We start from the raw sequence: 22,199 nt of genomic DNA on the forward strand, positions 1-22,199 counted from the left end.
ATGAAAAAAGGAATTTTTAATATAAAGAGTGGATTGGAGCTTTGTCTGTTCTTGTCTTTATTAGCGTTTTCAGCTTGTGATGAGGATGACAAAGATATCCCTGAAATTATTGGTGAAGTGCCTACTGTTAAGAGTTTATCCCCCAGTCAGGATCTTCGGCCCGGAGACCTCATAACCATAACTGGGACCTTGCTTGATCAAGTTAAACAATTGCGTATTGGGAGCTCTTACCTGTTGGGAAGCGATGATTTTGAGGCTTCCTCTTCCGCTACAAGTCTGGTTTTTGCATTGCCCGCTAAAGCACCTGCAGGAGAAGTATACCTGGTGTCTGCCAGTCAAACTATTCCGAACGTTTTAGCCGGGTCTGTGACCTTGGTCAAACCTATGATATCTGAAGTTTCTCCTCTGGTGGTAGATGTTGCTACCAATGTGGTAATTGAAGGTGCTGATTTGGATCTGGTGAGTACTATAAGTATAGGTGATGTTATTCTTACCGACCTGATTCTTAATGAGACGAATACGGAAATTCAGGCTACTTGTCCTGAAAATATTAAAGGTGGTGTGCTGGTTCTTACAATGGCTAATAATGATGAGATTGAATTTGGAACACCTCTGACATTATACGTGCCACCTATTTTGCCCGAAATTGCCTCTGTTTCTGATGGCTTCCTGGGTGGAACTATTACGATTACAGGGAGTAATCTTGATATGGTGACTTCGGTGTCGTTTGGTGAGGGTAATGAGGTTAGTGATTTTGTGTCACAAACTGCTTTTAAACTTGAGGTACTGGTTCCAGCTTCTGCTTCTACAGGCGATGTTACAATAACACTTGACAGTGAAAATGGAGCCGTCGAAAGTCCTGCTTTTAATATTTTAGGTATCGATCCGGCGCAGTATGTCTTTTTCGATTTTGATAGTAAAAATTTAGGCTGGAAAGATTTGGGTGACGTTATTTCTGATGCAGAGTTGTCTGTTGATGGTTCTAAATTTTACGAAGTTAATGCCACCGTGGATGGTAATTGGACTACTTATTTTGCCGATAATACGGCCGGACGACTTAATCTTGAAGGGGTTTCTGCTGACGGTTATGCCGTTAAAATGGATATTAATGTGATTAATATCAGTTCGGGTATTGTTTTAAAATTTCGTTTAGGTTCTTACTGGTATGTTTGGAATATTGGTGATGCGTATTCTGCCTCAGGAACCGATGGATGGACTACGGTTTATTTCCCATTAAATCAATTTAAGGATGACAATGGTAATGGCACGGCTTTAACTACAGCGGCATTGAATGATGCCAGCCTTGTTAATGAATGGGCGCTCACTGCAGGTTGGAATGGTGGTGATGTTCATGTTAGAATTGATAATGTTGGCTTTGATGTTATGCCTGAGTAAGGTTTTGTAAATTTTTAAAGGGCATTTGTGTAATGAATGCCCTTTAAAAATTTAAACCATGTAAAGGTTAAGTTTCTGTAATTTAATTTATTGGTGTTTAAGTTTTAAATGATTGTCTGACGTTGTCCCAAAACTGGATATTTGTCCTGTAAGGACAGGTCATTTCAGCCCATTACATCGTCGTGGAGTATTTTAGTGTTTGCAAATTGTGACGGATTAAAAAGGTTTTTTTTGGCGGTTTGCGAAGCTTGAAGAATGTTAGTTTAATGGTGTAAATAGCCATTTCGAAAGCGTTCGTAACGCAATAACTGGAAGCTTATTGCTGGCATTATTTAAATGAAATTATCTGTGCCGAAAGCCCGGATTAATTTATCCTGCCTTTATCTGATCACTTACATTTAAGTTTTTTTGAATGCCACGCATTGGCTGTGACTGAAGTAAATTGTTCAGGACGTAAACTAAATTAGGGATTTAAATGGATATTCATTTAAATTTATTTTGCAGTATCGTGATACTAAGAAAATATTAATAACCTCGTTATAAAATCACTTGTTTACGCCTGTTAAATTGCTTTTATTGATTTGGCGTGTCTTGGCTTCACGTTTTTTTATACGATACTCAGAAATAATTAAGTTTTTTTTAACTCAATATAGAGATAGCTTTATTAATAGGCTAAATACATTTTAGTAATGACTTTTTTAATGGAATAATATGTTTCTAAAAATCCCTGTTTATAGTATTCTCATTTCGTTATTTGGTATTATTGCTTCATGTGCTAATTCGGATAATGAAAATGCGATAGCTCCTAATTTTTTGTCATCAACGCCTATTGACGGTGCTGATGATGTAGATATATCACAAACTGTTAGTGTTGTTTTTGACGAAGTGATTTCCCTGGTGCCCAATCATGGTATTACTGTTAATAACGAACAGGTGGAGGTAATTGTCACTGATCGGACGTTAACTTTGGAAGTGAATTTGGAATACGACAGTAATTATATGGTTGTGATACCAGCAGGGAATGTCAAAAATTTGTCAGGAGTAGTACTTCAGCAAACTATTGAATTTTCTTTTACAACAAGGATGGCCCCCTCTGCTCCTGCCTTTTATAGTAGTACCCCAATTAATGGAGCAATTCACGTAAATACTTTTTCTCAGGTTCGTATTCAATTTGATCAGACGGTTGAAAAGACCACTAATTTTAAGCTATCTCTAAATGGAGTCGCTGTCGCTGCCACAATCAGTGATAATATTCTTACCGCAGAAACTAATTTGGAACCAGGAGTAGAGTATGAGGTTCGGTTGGATGCCGGATCTGTTGTCAATCTGCAAGGTCTCACTCTGCAAGATGATATCGCATTTTCTTTTTTTACAGAACCGGTTGCCGAAGTTTCGTCGGAATTAGTTGTGTCAACCCCTTCATCACAAGCGGTTAATGTTTACAATTTTCTTAAAGAGAATTATGGCAAAAAGTTGATTTCTGCTACCATGGCTAATGTGAATTGGAATATTAATGAAGCGGAATGGGTTTATTTTCATACCGGGAAATATCCTGCTATGGCGACGTTTGATTATGTTCACTTGCCTTATTCTCCGGCTAATTGGATTGATTATTCCCAAATTGATTTTGTGGAGGAATGGTGGCGAAATAATGGGTTGGTAAGTGCGGGATGGCATTGGCTGGTTCCCGCTTCGTCAACGGAAGTGGACAATATTCAAAGTTACACATATAAACCTGAAGAGACTTCTTTCGATGCCTCGAATGCCTTGGTAGAAGGAACCTGGGAGAATGATTTTGTGAAGGCAGATTTACAAAAGATTGCCGGATATTTAAAGCTTTTGCAGGAACGAAATATCCCTGTTGTATGGCGTCCATTGCATGAGGCGGCTGGGAATATTTATGCTTATAATAATGGCAAAGCTTGGTTTTGGTGGGGAAGCGATGGCGCAGAAACTTATAAGGCGTTGTGGCGGTTTATGTTTAATTATTTTGAAGATAATGGCATTAATAACCTGATTTGGGTCTGGACGACGCAAACCAATGATGCTGATTTTTATCCGGGCGATGAATATGTTGATATTATTGGTAGAGATGTTTATAATAATCTTGATTCACAAGAGATTTCCGGGCAATTTGAATTGATTCAATCAACGTATCCCAATAAAATTGTGACTTTAAGCGAATGCGGTTCTGTCGCTGATATCTCAGGGCAATGGCAAAGTGGCGCCAGATGGTCGTGGTTTATGCCGTGGTACGATTATGATAGGACCAATGACGTTAACGAAGCCGATTTTTCTGAAACTGATCATGAACATGCTAATGCTGCCTGGTGGAGTGATGCCATGAGTCAGCAATACGTCATTTCCCGTGATGAGATGCCGGATCTAAAATAATGTCCTTTTTATTGTTTGGTAAATGTAAAGCTAGTAATCAGGAATGAGTGTGGGTTGCCTGATTTTGTATTAAATGTACGTAAAATGTTAGTCCCGTGGGTTTTAAAAGTAAGATAGTTGGTGCGATAATTCTTTTCGCAGGAGTTTTGGCTTCATGTCACAAAGAGCCTTATTCGGTGGTTTTTAGTACTAATGAAGGGTTTTTGCAGGATGCGAATGGAAGTGAGTTCCTAATCAGGGGCGTTAATGTCCCTTTTGCCTGGCATCCTGTGAAATCGTACCAGGCTCTTGACGAAATTGCCCGACAAAAGGCGAACTGCGTTCGTATTGTTTGGGAAAGCTCTTTGCCGGCCAGTGGTCTTGATTCTATTCTTCAAAAGAGTATAGATTTAAATATGATACCAATCGTTGAGTTGCATGATGCTACCGGCGATTCAACAGCTACAAAACTTTATCAAATGGCAACCTATTTTGTCAGCGATGAGATGAAGTCTGTAATTCAAAAATATGAGTCCTATCTGTTGATTAATATTGCCAACGAATGGGGTGATAATAATCTTAAAGCTGAATATTGGCGAGACGCTTATAAGGAATGTATTTCTCTTTTGCGTAATTCGGGTTATCGATCTACTATTGTGATTGATGCACCCGGATGGGGGCAAAATATCGATCCTGTTTTGTTGTACGGTCAAGCACTTATAGATTACGATCCTTTGCACAATTTGTTGTTCTCCATTCATATGTATGGTTCCTGGAACGATGAAGAAAAAATCAGACACGCCCTACAGGACGCCGTAAATCAATCTCTTCCCATTGTAGTGGGTGAGTTTGGTTATCATTACAATGAGGGTAATAATAATCTGAACTGTAAGGTTAATCATGAACAAATATTAGAGGTTTGTGCTGAGTTGAATATAGGGTTTTTAGCGTGGTCGTGGAGTGGTAATAATGAAGTAAATCAGTGGCTCGACCTGGTGACAAATGACGATTGGAAAACGTTGACTGATTGGGGGAAGGCGATTTTTAACTCTCCTTTGGGGATTAAGGAAACAGCCCGTAAAGCCAGTGTTTTTAATGATTAGTGAGAGTGTGGGATGAAACGAGCCATGAGAACATCTTTTTGTACAGAAGGAACGAAGTTTGGCAAAGTGAATGATTATGGTATATGAGTTCTGTTATTTTTGAAAAATAAAACGGTTACGGTTATGAGTAAAGTGTTGATAATATTAGCTGTGCAGCTGTTGTTTTGTACAAGCTGTTCAAAAAGCGAGAATAGCACAAGGCCGGCTCCGCAATTTGAAGCAAGTACACCTGAGAATAATGAAACCAAAGTAAAACTTTCAACCAATGTTGAAGTTGTTTTTGATGAGGTGATTTCTTTGGCTGCCAATCACGGGATAATGATTAATCAAGCGCCGGCAGATGTGACGGCTTCTTTTACGAAGTTAATTTTTGCTGTTGAATTAGCCTATGATACCAGTTATTCAATCAGGATTCCCCAAGGTGCTGTTGTTAATACTTTTGGTGTGCCGCTGGATTACGATGTTCAGTTGTCTTTTTCCACTGAAGAGCAGGTTGAGATTAATTCTACTTCCCTGCAATTTGTGGCCAATATGGGTGTTGGATGGAACCTTGGCAATACTCTGGATGCAAAAGGAATTGATGAGACAGTTTGGGGAAATCCGAAAACGACGAAAGATTTGATTGATGCAGTTCATGCCAAAGGATTTAAAACTTTGAGAATCCCGGTGACCTGGCAGTATCATATGGGGCCAGCGCCCGATTATACCATCGAAAAGGTGTGGCTCGACAGGGTTGAGGAGGTCGTGAATTATGGTCTGGAGAATGAGATGGTTGTGATCGTGAATATTCACCACGATGAAGAGTGGATTGTCCCGGAATATGATAATTTGGCGGTTGTAAAAGATCAATTGGGAAAGGTCTGGACTCAGATAGCCGTTCGTTTTAAAGATTACAGTGATAATTTAATTTTTGAAACACTGAATGAGCCCCGATTAAAAGATTCTAAGGAGGAATGGACAGGGGGAACTACCGAAGGGCGCGATTGTATCAACCAATTGCATCAGGTGGCTGTTGAGTCTATTAGAGCTACCGGGGGCGGTAATGACAAAAGGTATATTATGGTTTCTCCTTATGCCGCCTCCTCAAGCCAGGTGGCCATTGATGGGTTAATATTACCTTCATCTGTTAATCTTATCGTTTCCGTGCATAATTATTTCCCTTATGAATTTGCTTTGGCAGTAACGGGTTTTAGTACCCAATGGGGTACCGATGCCGAAAAAATAGCGCTTGAAGCCGAACTTGACCGTGTGGTTAATAAATTTATTAATAACGGAATAGCCGTTGTAATGGGCGAGTGGGGCAGCTTGAATCACGATAATTTGAGCGAACGTGCTGAGCATGCTGCATATTATGCCAACGAATGTATTCTTAGAGGGATTTGTCCTGTTTGGTGGGATAATGGAAATCTCAGTGATTTTGGAATCATCAACCGGGATAGTTATCAATGGGCTTTTCCTGAGATTGCAGAAGCCATTGTTAATGCCGGTAACAATTAAAACTTCAATAAAGCGATTCGTTAGAAAGTGTTTCTTTACACACATAAATGACCAATTCGTGTCGTTACGATAATGCATTGTTTTTGAATTTTTGATTAGGACGTCACAAAGACAAGGCTTTTGAAGATTTAAAACTGAAGGAGCCTATTTATTGTTTAGCTTTGCGTACATTTTTGAGATATGCTATCAGCAAAATTATTTTTTCAGGAGCGGAAGTTTTTTGCGCCTGCATTTATGTATGCCTCGTTTGCATTAGTGTTTAGTACGTGGATTATATACATCCCCTTTATTGTTGAAAAGCTTCAGATATCAGAAGGCAAACTTGGCGCTGCCTTATTTATGGCTTCTTTGGGATCGTTGGTAATGATTCCTGCCAGTAACAGATTGATCGATCGTCTTGGCGTCGGTCGCCAGGCTTTTTGGGGTTTTATATTGTATGGCACCTCATTGTATGGCATCTTTTTGGCTTCGAATTACACCTGGCTTATTATTGCGTTGTTTTATTATGGTATGACCAGTGCTGTGTTTTCCATTGCTTTAAATTCAATGGTCGCAGAGATTGAAAAGCAGGCCGGCAAGTATATCATGACCGGGACGCATGGATTTTGGAGTATTGGGGGTATCATTGGAGCTTCGTTGGGGAGCTTTGTGGCCGGGAAGTTTAACATGCCATTGGTGCATATTACCGTTTTATTGGTGGTATTGTTAACCGTTCAAGCAGGTCTGCGGAAGGAATATATTAATGTGAAAAGTACGGTACGTATCAAAAGTGTCAGTCGTTCTTTCCCTTTTAAACCATTGGTGATTATTGCGTCTATTGCCATGTTAATGATGGCTTCAGAAGGCGCCATTGCCGATTGGAGCGGATTGTTTTTAAAGCACGTGGTAATGGTGGCAGTGCAATATCTGGGTTTGGGTTATGCCTTTTTTTCAGGGGGTATGGCTCTGGGACGTTTTACCGGCGATGCTTTGAGCTACCGGTTTGGCTCGTGGAAGCTTTTAAGTTATGCCATGGCAACGAGTTTGTTGGGCTTTGGCCTGGTGTTGACCACCGTTCCTCTGGCAACTTTCTTCGGTTTCTTTGTTATTGGTCTGGGCTTTTCGATTATAGTGCCGGAATTATATCGTTTGGCATCTAATATTGAAGGGGTACGTGCGGCCGATGGTATTTCAATCATTGCAGCGACTTCGAATATAGGTATGCTTGCCGGTCCGGCTTTTCTTGGTTTTATTGCCGAAGTGTATGGCCTGTTTTTTAGTTTCGTCGCTCTCTCCTGTTTTGTTTTGTTGGCATTGGTCCTCACGACTGTGCGCAAAGGCTAATTTCGATTATGATGTTGCCTAGACTGTTTAAAATGTGTTATTTGCAATAACAAAAATTTGGCGTTTTGATTTTTTCGTCTAAATTTGTAAATAGTTGTTAATTTATTCTTAACTGGTGTTTGTCCGAAAAGACTTGTGTTGCATAATAAAATTTTATTTTTGAGGATTTTGAAGCTTTGAGAATGTTAGTTTATTGTTGTGAATAAACATCTTGAGAGTACGCATAATATAGGGTCGGATTTTATAGTCAGACTTAAAATGCATGCAGCAATTTAATATCTATGAAGAAATAAAACAGCTGTAATTTTAAAGAGTCGTTTTATTTGGCCTTAACGTGAACCGCTTTTACTGATGAAAAGAATATATGTTTTGATGTCTCTAAGTCATTGAAATTAATGTTCTTAATTTGTGATGAGTTTCATTCGGCCTAAAACAAAAATTAAATTTTGTGCGAATGAAACATCTATTTCTACTTCTTTTTCTGTTTTTTGAATTTGTTGCGTTTGGACAGGTGACTGAATATTTTGACGAATATAGGGTGACCCGTACAAGTGATCTTAGTAAAGAAAAAAAATTGTTGAATGAAACAGAGCATTTAACAGAAATATTGCTTCCCTATTTTAACGATTCCTTATTTTATGTTCGCCAAAAGGCTTACTCTTTCATTTTCCGGAAAGGTATGTCTGTTGCAGCCAGTGAAAAAGCATCTTATATTATTTTATTATTAAAAGGGTGTGATGATGCCGATGGTGGTATTATAGGGCAGAATATGATGTGGTTGCAATCATTTAGCCGTAGCGATTATACCGACGATGCAAAGTTTTTTATCAATAAGTTGCTTAATAAAAAACGGTTGCCACACCGAAAGCGATTGATCATGTTGGCAGGATATGTTGGAGCGGGCAAAGAAATATTGCAGCGACAATTGCTACAGCAAAATTTATCTTCCAAGGAACGTTGGTATATCCATTTAGCATTAGCCCGTTTGGGCGTGCAACAGAGTATTGATTTTTGTTCTCAAACATTTGATTCATTGCCTCTCGATAATAATTTGGTAGAATATGTAATGCCGGATATTATTTATACCCGCCAGAAGGCTTTATTGGATTTATGTATTGAACACCTTAATAGCGACCAGCTGGCCTGTATGACTGCCGATCCTGACAATGAAAAGCCTGTTTTATGCGGGTATCGAATTTTGGAACTATTGGCGCCGGTTATCGAAAGCTTTCCGATTGGTGTCAGTGCAATTGGTGGTCTTGATACGCCCGATTACCGTGCGGCATTGTTAACGGCTCGTCAATGGTTTTTTGAAAATCAGGATTTTCACGTGCGAGCTGATTTTTTTTGATGGTTGTATATAATTAGAGTCTGTCCATAAACTAAGTGTTTGCAAGAAAGCTTTTGTGAAAGATAAAGGAAGTTTCATTTTTGAGGTTTGCGATGCTCGAAAAATGTGAGTTTACTGGGGTAAATGACCATGTTGAAAGCGAGCGTAACGCAAGAATTAGTTGTAACAGTTAAAATTCTAACCTAACATGTTGCATAATAATTATTTATATTGGTTTTGTCTTTCCGTTTTTGCCTTGGCGATGTTTTCTCGGGGTGAGGTTAATGCCGCTCAAGTTGACATTCTGGCTCAGGTTGAGCAGTTGAGAGTTGTTAATGAGAAGAAAATTACGGCTGCTTTTGAAGCGATGGCTGCGGTTAAACAAGCTGGTGCTTATATTGATTCATTTTCCGATTTGGTGGAAAGTGGTGAGATAACCTTGCCTGTAGGAGTCAGAAAAGGTGATTATGAGCTTATCATCAGGGAGATTACCTATAATCAGGAGACCGGTAAAAATCGTGTTTATGCCTCTTGTGCCTTTAAGTTTAAGGAAGATGGACAAAAAATTGCTTTTGATGGATACGCCGATATTGAAGGTCAAAAGGGTTTGGGAACAAATGGCTTTCTTGAGTTGATAAGCCCTGTGAGACGTGATTTGGGACATGGTTTAATTCTTGTTTTTAATGTCGGGACAAAGGTTAATTTTGGGTGTGATGGCGTTGAATCTTTTTATGCTAAGATGGATTTATTGGTTGATTCCACTAAAATTAAACCAGTGGATGCAAATGGTAATTGCACAGGTGGCATGCTTAGCACTTCTTTTGATTCTTACTTTGATGATTTCGATAATTTTACGGCGAGCCTCGATTTTAATCAGTCGTTCGGTTTTGAGGGGCTTGATGGTTTCGTTTTTACGCTGCATGGCGCGACATTGGACCAAAGCGATGAATCTACACCCGCTATGGCTGTATTCCCCCAGGATTATGGAGTGGAAGCAGATGAAACAATGCGTAACTTATGGAAAGGCGTCGCAGTGACGAGTGCTTCTGTTGTTTTGCCCAATTTTTTTTCAAAATCGTCTACGAACCCCGAGGGCGATCAGGAGAAACCTATGACCGATAGAATTACATTGGCATTAGAAAATGTAATTATTGATGCTAATGGCTTTTCAGCTAAGTCCGTTACCAGTCCTGATATTTTTAGTAGTGAATTATTGGATAAAGATAAGTGGGATATTTCATTGAGGGAGTTTTCGTTGGAGCTACTGAAGGGGGATGTTGCCGGTCTTGGCTTCGGTGGTGATATTAATATTCCGCCGTTTGGTAAAAATTCGTTGTTACCCTATAAGGCTTCTTTTAATCATAGTACCAATAATTATGATTTTCAGATAGGGTTGTCGGGAAAATATGACTTTCCTGTTTTAGGCAGTACTGTCGATTTAAACAGTAATTCCTATATCGAGATTGAAGTTGCAAACGGAGGAATATATCCGACTATTAATGCTTGTGGTTTACTGTCTGTTAATGCGCCGCTTAGCAATAGAGATGATGCAAAAAAGTTGAAAATACCCGATATCCCATTTGAAAATATGCAGATCAGTCGTTCTGCTCCTTATTTTAAAATTGGCTCAGTAGGCTTAACAGGTGAATTGAAATCACCTGAGTTGGCAGGCTTTCAGCTTAAAATTGACAGTATTGCTCCTTTTAACAATGATGAAGGCAGTGGTTTAGCTTTTAATGTAGGCGTAAAGTTAAGTGAGATTTTTGGCGGTAACGCCGGCGTGCAATTGTATGGTGATTATGTGGGATGGAAGTTTGATCACGTTGGTGTCGATGAGATTTTTGTGGATTATAAATCGGGCGGTTATAGTATGAGTGGCTCTGTGAAATTTGAAGATGGTGATGAAATATATGGGACAGGGTTTCGGGGCGACATCACATTTGGATTGTTAAATAAGTTTCAGTTTGATGCTGTGGCGGTATTTGGCAAAAAAGATGATTATCGGTATTTTTTGACCGATGTATTTTATGAAACGTCGCCTGCTTCAGGTCTAATTCTCGCGCCTACGCCTATCTCTTTCTACGGTTTTGGTGGTGGTTTGTATCGAAAGATGCAACAATCCAGTGGTTTGGGAGCTCATAGTGATTTTGGAAAGTCGCTGTCTGGGATCAATTATGTGCCGGATAAAAGTGTAGGGATGGGTTTTATGACATCTACAAAATTTGGGTTGGCAGGCGTTTCAGCGGCTTTTAATTCAAAAGTGAGTTTCGAAATTCAGTTTAATGATGATGGCGGGTTGAATTTTGTACAGTTACGGGGAGATGCTGCTTTTATGGATGACCCCGCTAAATGGGGCGGATTGGCTGATAATATTAATGAAGCTGTTGGAAAGTTGGAGCAGAAAGGTGGAAAGCTGAAACTTTCTGCTAAAAGTGACTTAGCTATTCCTGAAAATAAAAAGTCGGGATTTTTAACGGCTTCATTGTTGATGGAGTATGATGCGGCCAACCATGTTTTTAATGCAGACTTGAATTCTTATCTCAATGCCGGGTTTATAAAAGGGGTGGGTGACAATGACCGAATGGGCTGGGCTTCAATACGCATTGCTGATGATAAATGGCATGCATACCTTGGAACACCTAAAGATCGGCTTGGGGTGGAAATATTGGGATTGACCCGTACTGACAGTTATTTTATGATTGGTGATGATGTGCCTGAATTGCCAAGTCCTCCCGATAAAGTACTTAAAAATTTGAGCCGTTCCAAACAGCTGAAGCTATCTAATCGTAGTACTTATGATATGGCACAGGGTAGCGGTATCGCTTTCGGACAGTCAATGAGTGTTGATTTCAAGGCTGAGTTGATGCCTTTTTATGCCTCGATGGGTGTCGGTATGGGGGCTGAATTCCTTTTGAAGAATTATGGCGTTAACGCCTATTGCGCCGGAGGTGAACCCCCTTTGGGTATTAACGGGTGGTATGCCAGAGCGCAAGCCTGGGCATGGGTGGAAGCCGATATTGGCTTACAAGCCACATTGTTTGGACATCGCAAAAAGTTTAGCATCCTTGACATTGCGGCCAGTACCTTATTGGAAGGTGCCGGACCTAATCCTTTTTATTTTTCGGGTGCTGTGGGTGGTCGGTTTAGTGTGATGGGAGGACTCATATCCGGGCGTTGCGATTTTGACTTTGAAATAGGTGATGAGTGCAAGGTTATGGGCGGTAGCCCTTTTGGTGAAGAAATTATTGCTCAGCTAACACCTTCGGCAGGAGAGTCGGATGTGAATGTGTTTGTGGCTCCACAGGCAGTGTTTAACATTCCGGTTGGTCTGGAAATGGAAGTAGAAGAGGATGAAGGAAAGAAAGCCTGGTATAGGGTAACTTTAGAGGAGTTTAAATGCATTTATAAGGCAACTGGGAAAGAGGTTGCAGGGGCTCATCAGCTAACCGACGAAGGACGTGTACTGGTACTTGATCCAGACGAGGCTTTGGAAAGTCAGTCTGACCTACTAGTGCGCGCTAAAGTTGGTTTTGAACGCCTCGTTAGTGGTGACTGGAGAAAAGTTTTGGATTATGATGGCAAACCCGTTTATGAAGAAAAGGAAGTGGACTTTAAGAGTGGCGACCGACCAAAGTTTATTTTGCCTGAACATGTTAAATACAGCTATCCGGTGGACCGGCAATATAACTACTATTCGGATGAGTACGATCAGGGCTATTTGCTGTTAAGTGAAAATTATAACTATTTGTTTTCTACTGAAATACCTGAAGGATATACCCAGGAGCTACGACTGACAGATAGCAATGGAAGTTCTCAGAATACTGAGTTTTCTTATAAAACACATGCTGGTGGAAATGAAATAAGGATGGAGATTGATTTTTCTACTGCTGCTTTTAACTTTAAAAATGATGAGATTTATCGGCTTGCTATATTGAATATACCGGAAACTATTTCCGCCCTAAGCGATAATATCTCCACCACCACCACCCAATTGGGTGAGGCCGACTCCCTGTTTGTCCAGAAAAAACAAGCCGAGGGCACCTTGGATTTACTTGAGGAGGATCAAATTTATGCCATGAATTTTCGAACCAGCTCATATGATACTTTTACAGAGAAGATCGGGAATGTGAAAGGGAACTCAGGACATTTATGGCAATTGTACCCACATGTTAATAGAATAGATTGTGGATTGTATGATTATTCTTCTCTTACAGAAATGTTTGATTATAGCGAGAACAATATGCCGGATGCCACCGACAATATGGTTCAGGTTAGCCCCCTTTATAATTCCACACCGTGGTTTATAAACCAAGTTAAGCCGCTTATCTATGGCAATGTGGATGTACTGAGAGCATCTGCAACTGAAGGGCTGATGCCGACCGGTGAGCCGGGAGTGGTAACCATAGGTGCTTATTCTACATCCAATAAGCTCACTGACGAGATGGTGAGAATGAACAATCGGGCAAATGTTAATCCTTTTGGTGCATTGAACAATGAAGTCACTTATTATATTGACAGGGATTATAAATATCTGCGCCGTGTTTTGGCTAATACTATAGTTGATAGAAAATTGAGAACTGAAAATCTTGCACGTTTTCTTGCAACCAATCATATTCCTGATCAGACATCCGGTAATTATGGTTTGGAGATACGTTATGTGTTGCCAGGAAAAGGAATCGTAACTTCAAAGATAGAGCGAATCATTGAAGTAAAATAGATTTTCATCGAATGGATATAGAACGCCATAAAGAGAATTTATATTTAACATCATAATATGAAACGAGCCATGAGAAAGCTTCTCACAAAGGCGCATGATTATCGTAGTGAGTTTCATGTGGCAATTGAAAAGCAAATTTTAAACACCTGAGAGTTATGAATTTATTACTCAATTTAATCCTTGGTATCACAGTTTTTTCCTTTGTTTTTACAGAACGTGAAAAAGAAGAAATCATACTTAGCGGCATTTTTTTTAAACCCACGGAATTTTCTCCGAAAGATGGCGAGATTATCGCCGGGCTTGAATCTGGGATGTCAAACATACGTTGCGTGAAGAATATCAATTAAGACTTTAATTATTTCTGTTGCTTCTTTAACCAGCAGTATGTTTGCTTTGCCTGTCAGCTTTTATAATTAATCACTGAGACTATGAATCTGCTTCGAAAGTTATTGGCGTTTATTATTGGACTGTTTATATTTTGTTCTCCTGCATTGGGGCAGGAGGATAATAAGAATCAATTCAAATACTGTATTGCTATTAAGCAGACGTTTGAGTCATGGGGTAATTGTAATCATGGTAAACCCCAGTTTGTTAAGGCGAATTTAAAACTGGAAACAAGTGGTAACAATCTAGTATCGGAAGAAAAAATAGCCTCGGAAGATTTGGGTGTAATAATTGCATTTAGTGAAACATTTAAAAGATCTTCTGATTCCAATATAGACCTTCCGAATCTAGAGTATGATAATAAAGCTTTAGAGGGGGTTGTTATTAATACTGAGGCGAAGGACATTAGAGTGGATACAAAACTTAGTTATACTGCAACCTCAGAAACTTGGAGAGTTGGGGTGAATGAGCCTGTGAGCGGAAGTGCCTCTGACCCTTGCAGCTGGCTTAATTTATCGGGAAACCGGGAGGGTTATACTATGTTTACAACTGTAATTATTGATGATCCTGTTATGATTAACTCTTTGCGGCAAGAACCTTTTGATGCGGAAAGTGAGTACTTGCAATTGGAATTCAATAATTTTTATTTGTCTGCTGAACATCAGGATGTTGTCCTGCAAATGAAGGTGAATTATGGTAAGCATGAGTGGGAAGACTTGAAGGAATTCAATATTAGACCTGGAAAGAAAGCCTATATTTCCTATTTTGATATTGCCGGCAACAAAAGTGATTCAAATTCTAATTATTATACATGGCTGGATAAGCCGATAAAATTTCGGATTAAAAAAGTGCTTCTAAACGACAGTATAACCTACGGTAATACAGTAGAAGCAACGTTTAATAGCAACGGGCCCCAATTCAGGGTTAAAGAAGTCAGGCGCATCTGGTGTGTAGATGAGCCAATTATTGAGGTTGAGTTTCTGGATCAGATGGAGATTGCAGCCATCGATGATGCAGCGATTAAATGGGAATTAAGGGGGCCGATTGCCGAGGCTGTACCTTGTGTCGGTAAAAAAGTTTCCGGCAATACCTACAGGATTGAGCCCGAATCCTCAACCCCTACAAGTCCTTTTACGACGGCTGGAACGTGGACCATTCAGCTGCAGATGACCTCCAGATCGGATTTGAAATTTGCTACAGAAACATTTGTTATACCCGAAGTGCTTGAAAAAGTAGAAGCTCAGCAATCTGCGGCTCTCTTCCCAGCTAGCGAACCAAAATATCACCTTCTTAGCGAAGAAGATCCTTATGCAATTATTAATATTTCCGATTCCGATAATCGTTTGCCTTATGTCATAGATAAAGTGGTGGGTGAGGATACGCTATTCGTTGATTCGTTGCATGTACAACCTTCTAATTTTTCGCTATTGTCGGAAAACGAACAAGATGCCATATATCAAAATTTCGTGAATAGATATTATTATATGGAAAAAGGGAAACGGAATACAAATTGGGAGAAGTACTTTTATTTGAGGTTTAATGATTGGTTTTTTGAGAATAAGCGGCCGGTTAAAACAACGATCGCTAACAAAACTAACTTTGGGAATTGCAGTTCTTCGTTTAGCTTTGAATATCTCTTTGTTATGTCGGACAATGCAAATTTTTTGGGAAGTGCTTATTTTTATAATTTAACAAATTCTAGACCCACTGGATTCATAATTAAGTTGACTTATGAATCCCAACAGATGGCAGAACAGTACCATTCTTTTTGGAAGAATTTTGCAAGAAGTGATGAGTTTTCATTTGACGAGGGTACGGCCTCGTCAGGGTCTAATTCGTTCAACCCGGGAACATGGTTAAGAATTGATAATGCAGGGCTTTGTGAGGCAAAATATCATACTTATAGTTACACTTCTGTATCTACTGGGGTGCCAGTTAACTATCAATTGGTTAATTATAATGGTTGTTCAATTGTTGGCAAAGATAATTCTGATAATTTCCATTTGGTGGGCACTCTGGGTGACGCATTTGGATTAAAGGTTGATCTTCCAGATTATTTTGACGGAATAATTGATGACACAGGTACAAAGTGTGCTTATCGAAATGAGGATGGCTCAAAACTTTTTTATTATGAAAGAGGAACAGGTGGAGTCCGTTTCTGGTCAGGAGCTCTGATTAAAAATATTCGATATATCAACACTACATCATTTCCAAATTACATTGTTTACGAAACAGCCTCAGGCGATAGATACCAGCAATTTTTGATTGATGAATCGAATAAGCAAGATGTCGCAGATCGTTTTTTTAGCACTGAAAGTTTATATATTGATTGGTATGATGATTATTTAGAGGAACAATGGCAATTATTTCTTTCTAATAATTACGGTTATCGGCTTTATAACCATACGTCAATAAATCCACCAAAAGCCGAGACTTACATCCTCACAGATAAGGATGGGTGTTCTTATGAATTTTTTATTGAAGTTAAAGTCCCTGAACAGCCTGACTTTGAAATTATCCAAAAAACGAATCCAAGTTCAAATTGCTCTTCAGATGGTATTGCAACTTTAAAGTGCACCAAAGGTTCTTTGCCTCTTAGCTACACTTCAGGGATAATTACTAGTTTAGATACGCCTTTTACTATTGAGGGGTTGAGCTGGTCAGACACAATTGAGTTTTATAATTCTGAGACGAGTCTTACGTATGCTTTCCCAGTTTATTTTGAGGATAATGCTTCTGGAATTCAAAAGATTACTACTGCACCACAAACCTGTGAATCTGCCCCCGACGGCTCTATAACGGTTCACTTTGCCACAAACTCAACTGGTAGCAAAACGTATAAATTAAAGAATTTACAGGGGGAATTGAAACGTGAAATTATTACAGATAGTAACGTGTGGACGTTTCCTGACTTAGAAGGGGATTTATCCTATCAGGTTTTCGTAGAAGTTGATGGATGTACCCTTGGAGGGGATTCTGTAATTGTTGTGGAAAATGAGGTTTTTACAATGCGTGTAGATGAAACTAATGCTGATGAAATTGGAGGGCTTGGGAATGCAAAAATTACTTTAAGCAACCTGCCAACCAATCCAACTTGGATTGGAGAGGCTTTTACTGAGGATATTACTACAAAAGACTATTCAGTTGGTTCATATACCATAAAAGCATTAGATGAAGGTTGTGTGACGCAATACACCTTTGACATTTTGGAACCAGGATTTTCTGGAAGTATTGAAGTGTTGAAAGACGATGAGGGTTTTAAGTTAGATGTTTCTGATTTAGTTTTTAACGATTTAATTAGAGACGGGCATTTTGAGATAAAGGATGTTGGGGGTGAAGAATATGCCTTTAATCAGAGTCTTTCAGACGGAAAGGTTTATGTTATAAATTTAATCTACGATGGGAAAATAAAAGAAGTTTATCGCTTTTCTAATGCTTTATTTAACACAAGCTCATTGGCGCACAGTATAGAACTAAGTCAACAAGTATGTCCGGATGACGAAGTGCAGGTCAAAATAGTGCCTGAAAGTACCGAAAGTGACTTTAAAGTGAACTTTGATGGGTTGTTTCTCGATGATTTGGAGACTTCGACGAATCAGGCAACACTGGAATATATGGTTCAAACTTCGGAAAGCCAAATAATAAAGATAGCCACAAGTCAATTGAATGTAAATAAAGTGCTCCAGGCTAATCGATCTGTGGAGATTCCTCATACACAAGTCGTTTCTGGACGTGTTTCGTTTGCAGATATTTCCTGTCACGGCCTCAACAACGGTCAAATTTCTATTCTGAATCCATCCGGTGGCAGCGGCAGTTATGCATGGCGTTTGGGCAATAGCGATGTGTGGATGGATACTGCTCAGGTTGCAGAAAATTTACAACCAGGGAATTATGATGTTTATATAAAGGACGATGTAAATAATTGTCCGGAAGTAAATGTGGGTTCTGTTACTCTTGAGGAGCCTGATGAAATGGTTGTGGCCGACTCCTCCTGGGTTGCTCCGGTTTGCTCGGATGGAAAAGGTTCGGTTTCAATGTCTGTGAGCGGTGGTAATGAGTGGTATAGCTTTGTTCTGAAAAATGATAGTACTGAGTTGGATGCGTATCCAATGGAGGAGTTTACCGATGAAACGAGCGTGACTTTTGACAGCCTGGTTGCTGGTGAGTATATACTTACTGCTACCGATCCTATGGGGTGTGCGGTAGATGCACAATTTGTGATGGAGCCTTATGATAATCCGGTAATTGATGGTATTTTGGTTGAGCCAGTTGTCTGTAATGGTGAAAGTAATGGTTCTATGGAAGTTTTGAATACGACTGGAACAGCTGATCCCGACTCGTTGTTTCTGTTTGATTTAAATACGCATGAACTTGGGCGATTGAAATGTCCTGATCAGAAGTTTGAGGCCCTTTCCGCCGGTACCTATAGGTTATTGTTGCACGACGTCAACGGGTGTGTTTCTGATACAGTGCAAAGAGTTGTTTATCAGCCGGATTCTTTGAGGCTGGAAATCGACACAATTCGTTCTGTTATAGGTAAGGGAACGGATTCGGGGTATATATTGAGTCGTGTGACGGGTGGAAATACAGCACAGGCAATGACTGCGTTGCTAACTCCATTAAATGGTTCTTCGCCGACAGTCCGGCAGCTTTCTGTCAGCGAACAAATTCCTTTTGTTTTTACTTCACTTAAGGCGGGTGCTTATCAGGTTGAAGTAAATGATTATAAAGCCTGTTCTGTAACAAGTGCTCCTATAGAGGTTTTTGAGCCTGATGAGGCATTGAGAGTTGAGGTGATTGATGTTCAAAATGCATTATGTAAGGCCGCCATTGGTAGTTTTACCATTCAGGGCGCCGGAGGCTGGGGCGATTACGTCTATAGGCGGGCAACCGATAATGGTTTGGCTCCAATAAAGACTTTTAACCGGTTATCGGCCGGTTCGTATAAGGTTTTTGTGGAAGATGCTTTGGGTGCTTCTGCTGATACCACCATTGTTATTACCGAACCCGATTTGCTTACCGTTGAAGAGGCTGGTGTTGTATTGCCTACTTGCAACGATAATGGGGTGCTTGAAGTGGCCGTTGATGGCGGAATGTATCCTTACAATCTGGTTTTTAAGGGGGATGCTGATACAACAAGGATGACGATTCCGGGCCGTTATTCTTTCAGCAACCGGTCGGTTGGTGGTTATCGGCTTGCTGCCATCGATAATAATGGTTGTAGAGCTGTTGTTGAGTCTTCTTTATCGGATAGCCTTCTTTTGTCGATTCAGGACATTGAGTCAGGCGTGCCTTCAAAACCCGGGTCTACGGATGGCTGGATGCGTGTTAAGGTTAAGGGTGGAAGGGAACCTTTGTTTTATGAATGGCGGTGTTTGACAGAAAATGCAACGATTTTAACGGCTGACAGTGCCACTGTATTAAATATTCCTTCGGGTTATTATCAGGTAACGGTTCAGGAAGCCGGTGGCTGCACTGTGTCACGTAAGCAATATTTACACGATGTTAGTGATGGGCTGTTGTCAATTACGGCAATTGGACATGAAACTTCATGGCAAGCCAATGATGGCTATGCAAGTTTTTCATCGGCCGTTTTGGATATTACACGTGTTGAAGTTTATTATCCCAACAATGCCGTAGTGCAATATGCAGGTAATGAGGATTCTGGTAACTTTAATATTGACGAAGCAACGTTTTCATTGACCAATCTCACTGGTGGTGAATATTTGGTTTTTGCTTATTCTGATGCAGGTGTTGAAGTGGCCGAATTTGAGATTGATACTTACGAGGCGTTCAAGTTTGGTAATATTGAGGTGCAGGATGTTGCGGCTCGCGGTGATGCGTCGGGTGTTATTAACGTCACGGTTGAAGGGGGTGTCCCTGATTATGATTTTCGATGGGAAGCCCTTGACGGTGGTAGTTTAGAGAATGCAGGTTCTGTGAATTATTTCAATGAGAGTATTGTGGAAGGAGTGCCGGCTGGAAGTTATCGTGTGGCGGTGACAGATATCTATGATAATTTAATTGAGACGGTTGTTGATGTTGCTGAGCCTTCTGCCAGATTGAATATTGTGGTGTCGGATATAACAAATCAGAGTTGCCGCGATTCTGTTGATGCTTATGTTGAAGTTGAGGCTTCTGGTGGGTGGGGTGACTATCAGTTTAGCTATGCCGATAAAGACAATTATCAGGATCTTAATCGTTGGGACGCCTTGCCCGTGGGGCGACACTGGGTTTATACCATTGACAAGAATGGAGGTGCTGATAGTATTTTCGTGATTATTGCAGAGCCTCCTTATCTGCGTGCTTCCCAGGTGCTGGTCGATAGTGCTAAGTGCTATAACGATGCCAGTGGAAAGGTCCTTTTCGACATCGAAGGAGGCACCGGTCCCTATCGGTTTGCTTTGGTTGATGATCCGTTAGTTTGGAAAAGTACCACCGAAATGGTGGATGCCGGAGACGGGCTTCGTGATTATTTTGTGGACGACAGATTGCCTGAAGGTCATCGGGTTTACCGTTTTACCGATGCCAATAACTGTCATAGCCTTGATACCCTGGCTGTATATATTCCCCAGCCCGATGAGTTACTTCTCAGCTTTACCGATGTTGTGCATACGACTTGCAATACCGACAATGGCAGTATAGAGGTTGGATTAAAGGGTGGCACCCTGCCTTATCGTTACGAATGGATCGATAATTCGGGCACAGTAATCAGCACTGCGCCCAGTGTGTCAGACCTGCGGCAACATGGTTTTTATTCACTGGATGTGTGGGATAAGTATAATTGCCATCTCCAGTTTGAGCAAACGATAAAGCCTTCTACACGGCCTGTTATTACAGATGTTGAGACCAATCCGGTGTTGTGTTATGGAGATAGTAACGGATCGGCCTCAATTACAGGGGTGGTCGCAGCTGAGCCTTATGCGCCATATCGTTTTTATTGGTCTGATGGCCAAACCGGGGATTCTGTTTCAGGTTTGGCTGCAGGTAGCTATTATGTGACCATACGGGATACTAACTTGTGTGAAACCACCAACTTTTTTGATATTAATACGCCCGATACGCTTGGCTTAAGCTTATTACAACTCCGAAATGCACATTGTTTTGGGTACAACGATGGGTTTATAGAAGTCAAGCCTTTGGGCGGAGTGGAAAACTACAGATATTTGTGGAGCAATGGCGATACAACTAACAGGGCGGTTGACCTTGTGAAAGGTGATTATCATCTTATTTTTACCGATGGTAACAAATGTGCCTTTGAGCAAAGCTTTTTTGTTGATGAACCTCCGATGGCAACGGTTAATATTGGTGACGATTTCACTATGTGTCCCGGCAATTCGGTGGTTATTGACGGGCGCGATTTTGCATCTCACCAATGGCAGTGTAACGGAGACATTGTTTCGGATGAACGATATATTACGGTTTCCGATGAAGGCAATTATTTCCTGAGGGTGACCAACGATATTGGTTGTTTTGCCTATGACACCATCACGGTAGCTATTGGGAATGATGCTTTGCAGGCCGATTTTTTGATGACTGCAGAGGCCTTTATTGGTGATACGCTTATGCTTTTTGAGTTGTCAAATTTGCCATTAGACAGTTTGTCGTGGTCGTTTCAGTCAACGGCATTTGTCAATGCAACGCCAGTGGGTGTCGACGATTATATTCTTCATTTAAAGACACTTCAGGAGGGCATGTTCAATGTTTCGCTCTATGCCTATTCGGGGGGCTGCTTCTCAAAACGGATGAAACAGGTAGAGGTGCAAAATGGTGAATATGATATGGATGGTGACGATTTATTGGGTTATAGCGATCCGCTCATTGAGTCGTTTATTGTTTCACCCAATCCCAGTAGTGGCCTTTTTAATGTTAAAGTAACGCTTCGCGAGGAGGCTGAAATACAGTTGTCCGTATTTAGTATTAGTGAGGGGGCCAAACTTGAAGAGAGAACTCGTAGCGGGTTGAAGGTATACGCCGAACCATTTGTGCTGACCAATGTCAATACAGGTGTGTATGTTGTAATTCTTACCGCCGGCAATGAGAGGCGTCAGGTTAAAATAGTAATTGAATAAGCTTT

Annotated in this window: 9 protein-coding genes; all 9 read left to right on the forward strand. The window is 40.4% G+C overall.

Features of this window, described 5'->3' with window-relative positions; genetic code table 11:
- The 9 genes from ACT3CD_RS01280 to ACT3CD_RS01320 all read left to right on the forward strand — a co-directional run bounded on the left by ACT3CD_RS01280 (position 1) and on the right by ACT3CD_RS01320 (position 22,194).
- Positions 1-1,395 carry a glycan-binding surface protein gene (locus ACT3CD_RS01280; protein WP_444642167.1) on the forward strand — a complete coding sequence of 465 codons (1,395 nt, stop codon included), beginning with the start codon at positions 1-3 and terminating at the stop codon, positions 1,393-1,395.
- A 711-nt stretch (positions 1,396-2,106) separates the two neighbouring features.
- On the forward strand, positions 2,107-3,789 hold the full coding sequence (locus ACT3CD_RS01285; RefSeq protein WP_444642169.1) for a glycosyl hydrolase: 1,683 nt from the start codon (positions 2,107-2,109) through the stop codon (positions 3,787-3,789).
- 95 nt (positions 3,790-3,884) lie between these two features.
- Complete coding sequence (locus ACT3CD_RS01290) at positions 3,885-4,871, forward strand: cellulase family glycosylhydrolase (protein WP_444642171.1); 987 nt, start codon at positions 3,885-3,887, stop codon at positions 4,869-4,871.
- A gap of 123 nt (positions 4,872-4,994) precedes the next feature.
- Positions 4,995-6,368, forward strand: coding sequence for a cellulase family glycosylhydrolase (locus ACT3CD_RS01295; RefSeq protein ID WP_444642173.1), 1,374 nt, complete (start codon positions 4,995-4,997; stop codon positions 6,366-6,368).
- A gap of 180 nt (positions 6,369-6,548) precedes the next feature.
- Positions 6,549-7,691: an MFS transporter gene (locus tag ACT3CD_RS01300; protein WP_444642175.1), complete on the forward strand. Its 1,143-nt coding sequence runs from the start codon at positions 6,549-6,551 to the stop codon at positions 7,689-7,691.
- Between the two features lie 454 nt (positions 7,692-8,145).
- The gene (locus tag ACT3CD_RS01305) at positions 8,146-9,042 is read left to right on the forward strand and encodes a hypothetical protein (protein WP_444642177.1); all 897 of its coding nucleotides are present in this window, start codon (positions 8,146-8,148) and stop codon (positions 9,040-9,042) included.
- Positions 9,043-9,229: 187 nt separating this feature from the next.
- Entirely contained in the window at positions 9,230-13,738 is a 4,509-nt protein-coding gene (locus ACT3CD_RS01310; RefSeq protein WP_444642179.1) for a hypothetical protein, read from the forward strand.
- 155 nt (positions 13,739-13,893) lie between these two features.
- Positions 13,894-14,085 carry a hypothetical protein gene (locus tag ACT3CD_RS01315; protein WP_444642180.1) on the forward strand — a complete coding sequence of 64 codons (192 nt, stop codon included), beginning with the start codon at positions 13,894-13,896 and terminating at the stop codon, positions 14,083-14,085.
- 81 nt (positions 14,086-14,166) lie between these two features.
- Positions 14,167-22,194, forward strand: coding sequence for a hypothetical protein (locus ACT3CD_RS01320; protein WP_444642182.1), 8,028 nt, complete (start codon positions 14,167-14,169; stop codon positions 22,192-22,194).
- Positions 22,195-22,199: the final 5 nt, after the last annotated feature.

This window comes from Geofilum sp. OHC36d9, assembly GCF_052400685.1.
Classification (GTDB): Bacteria; Bacteroidota; Bacteroidia; order Bacteroidales; family Marinilabiliaceae; genus CAZHHH01.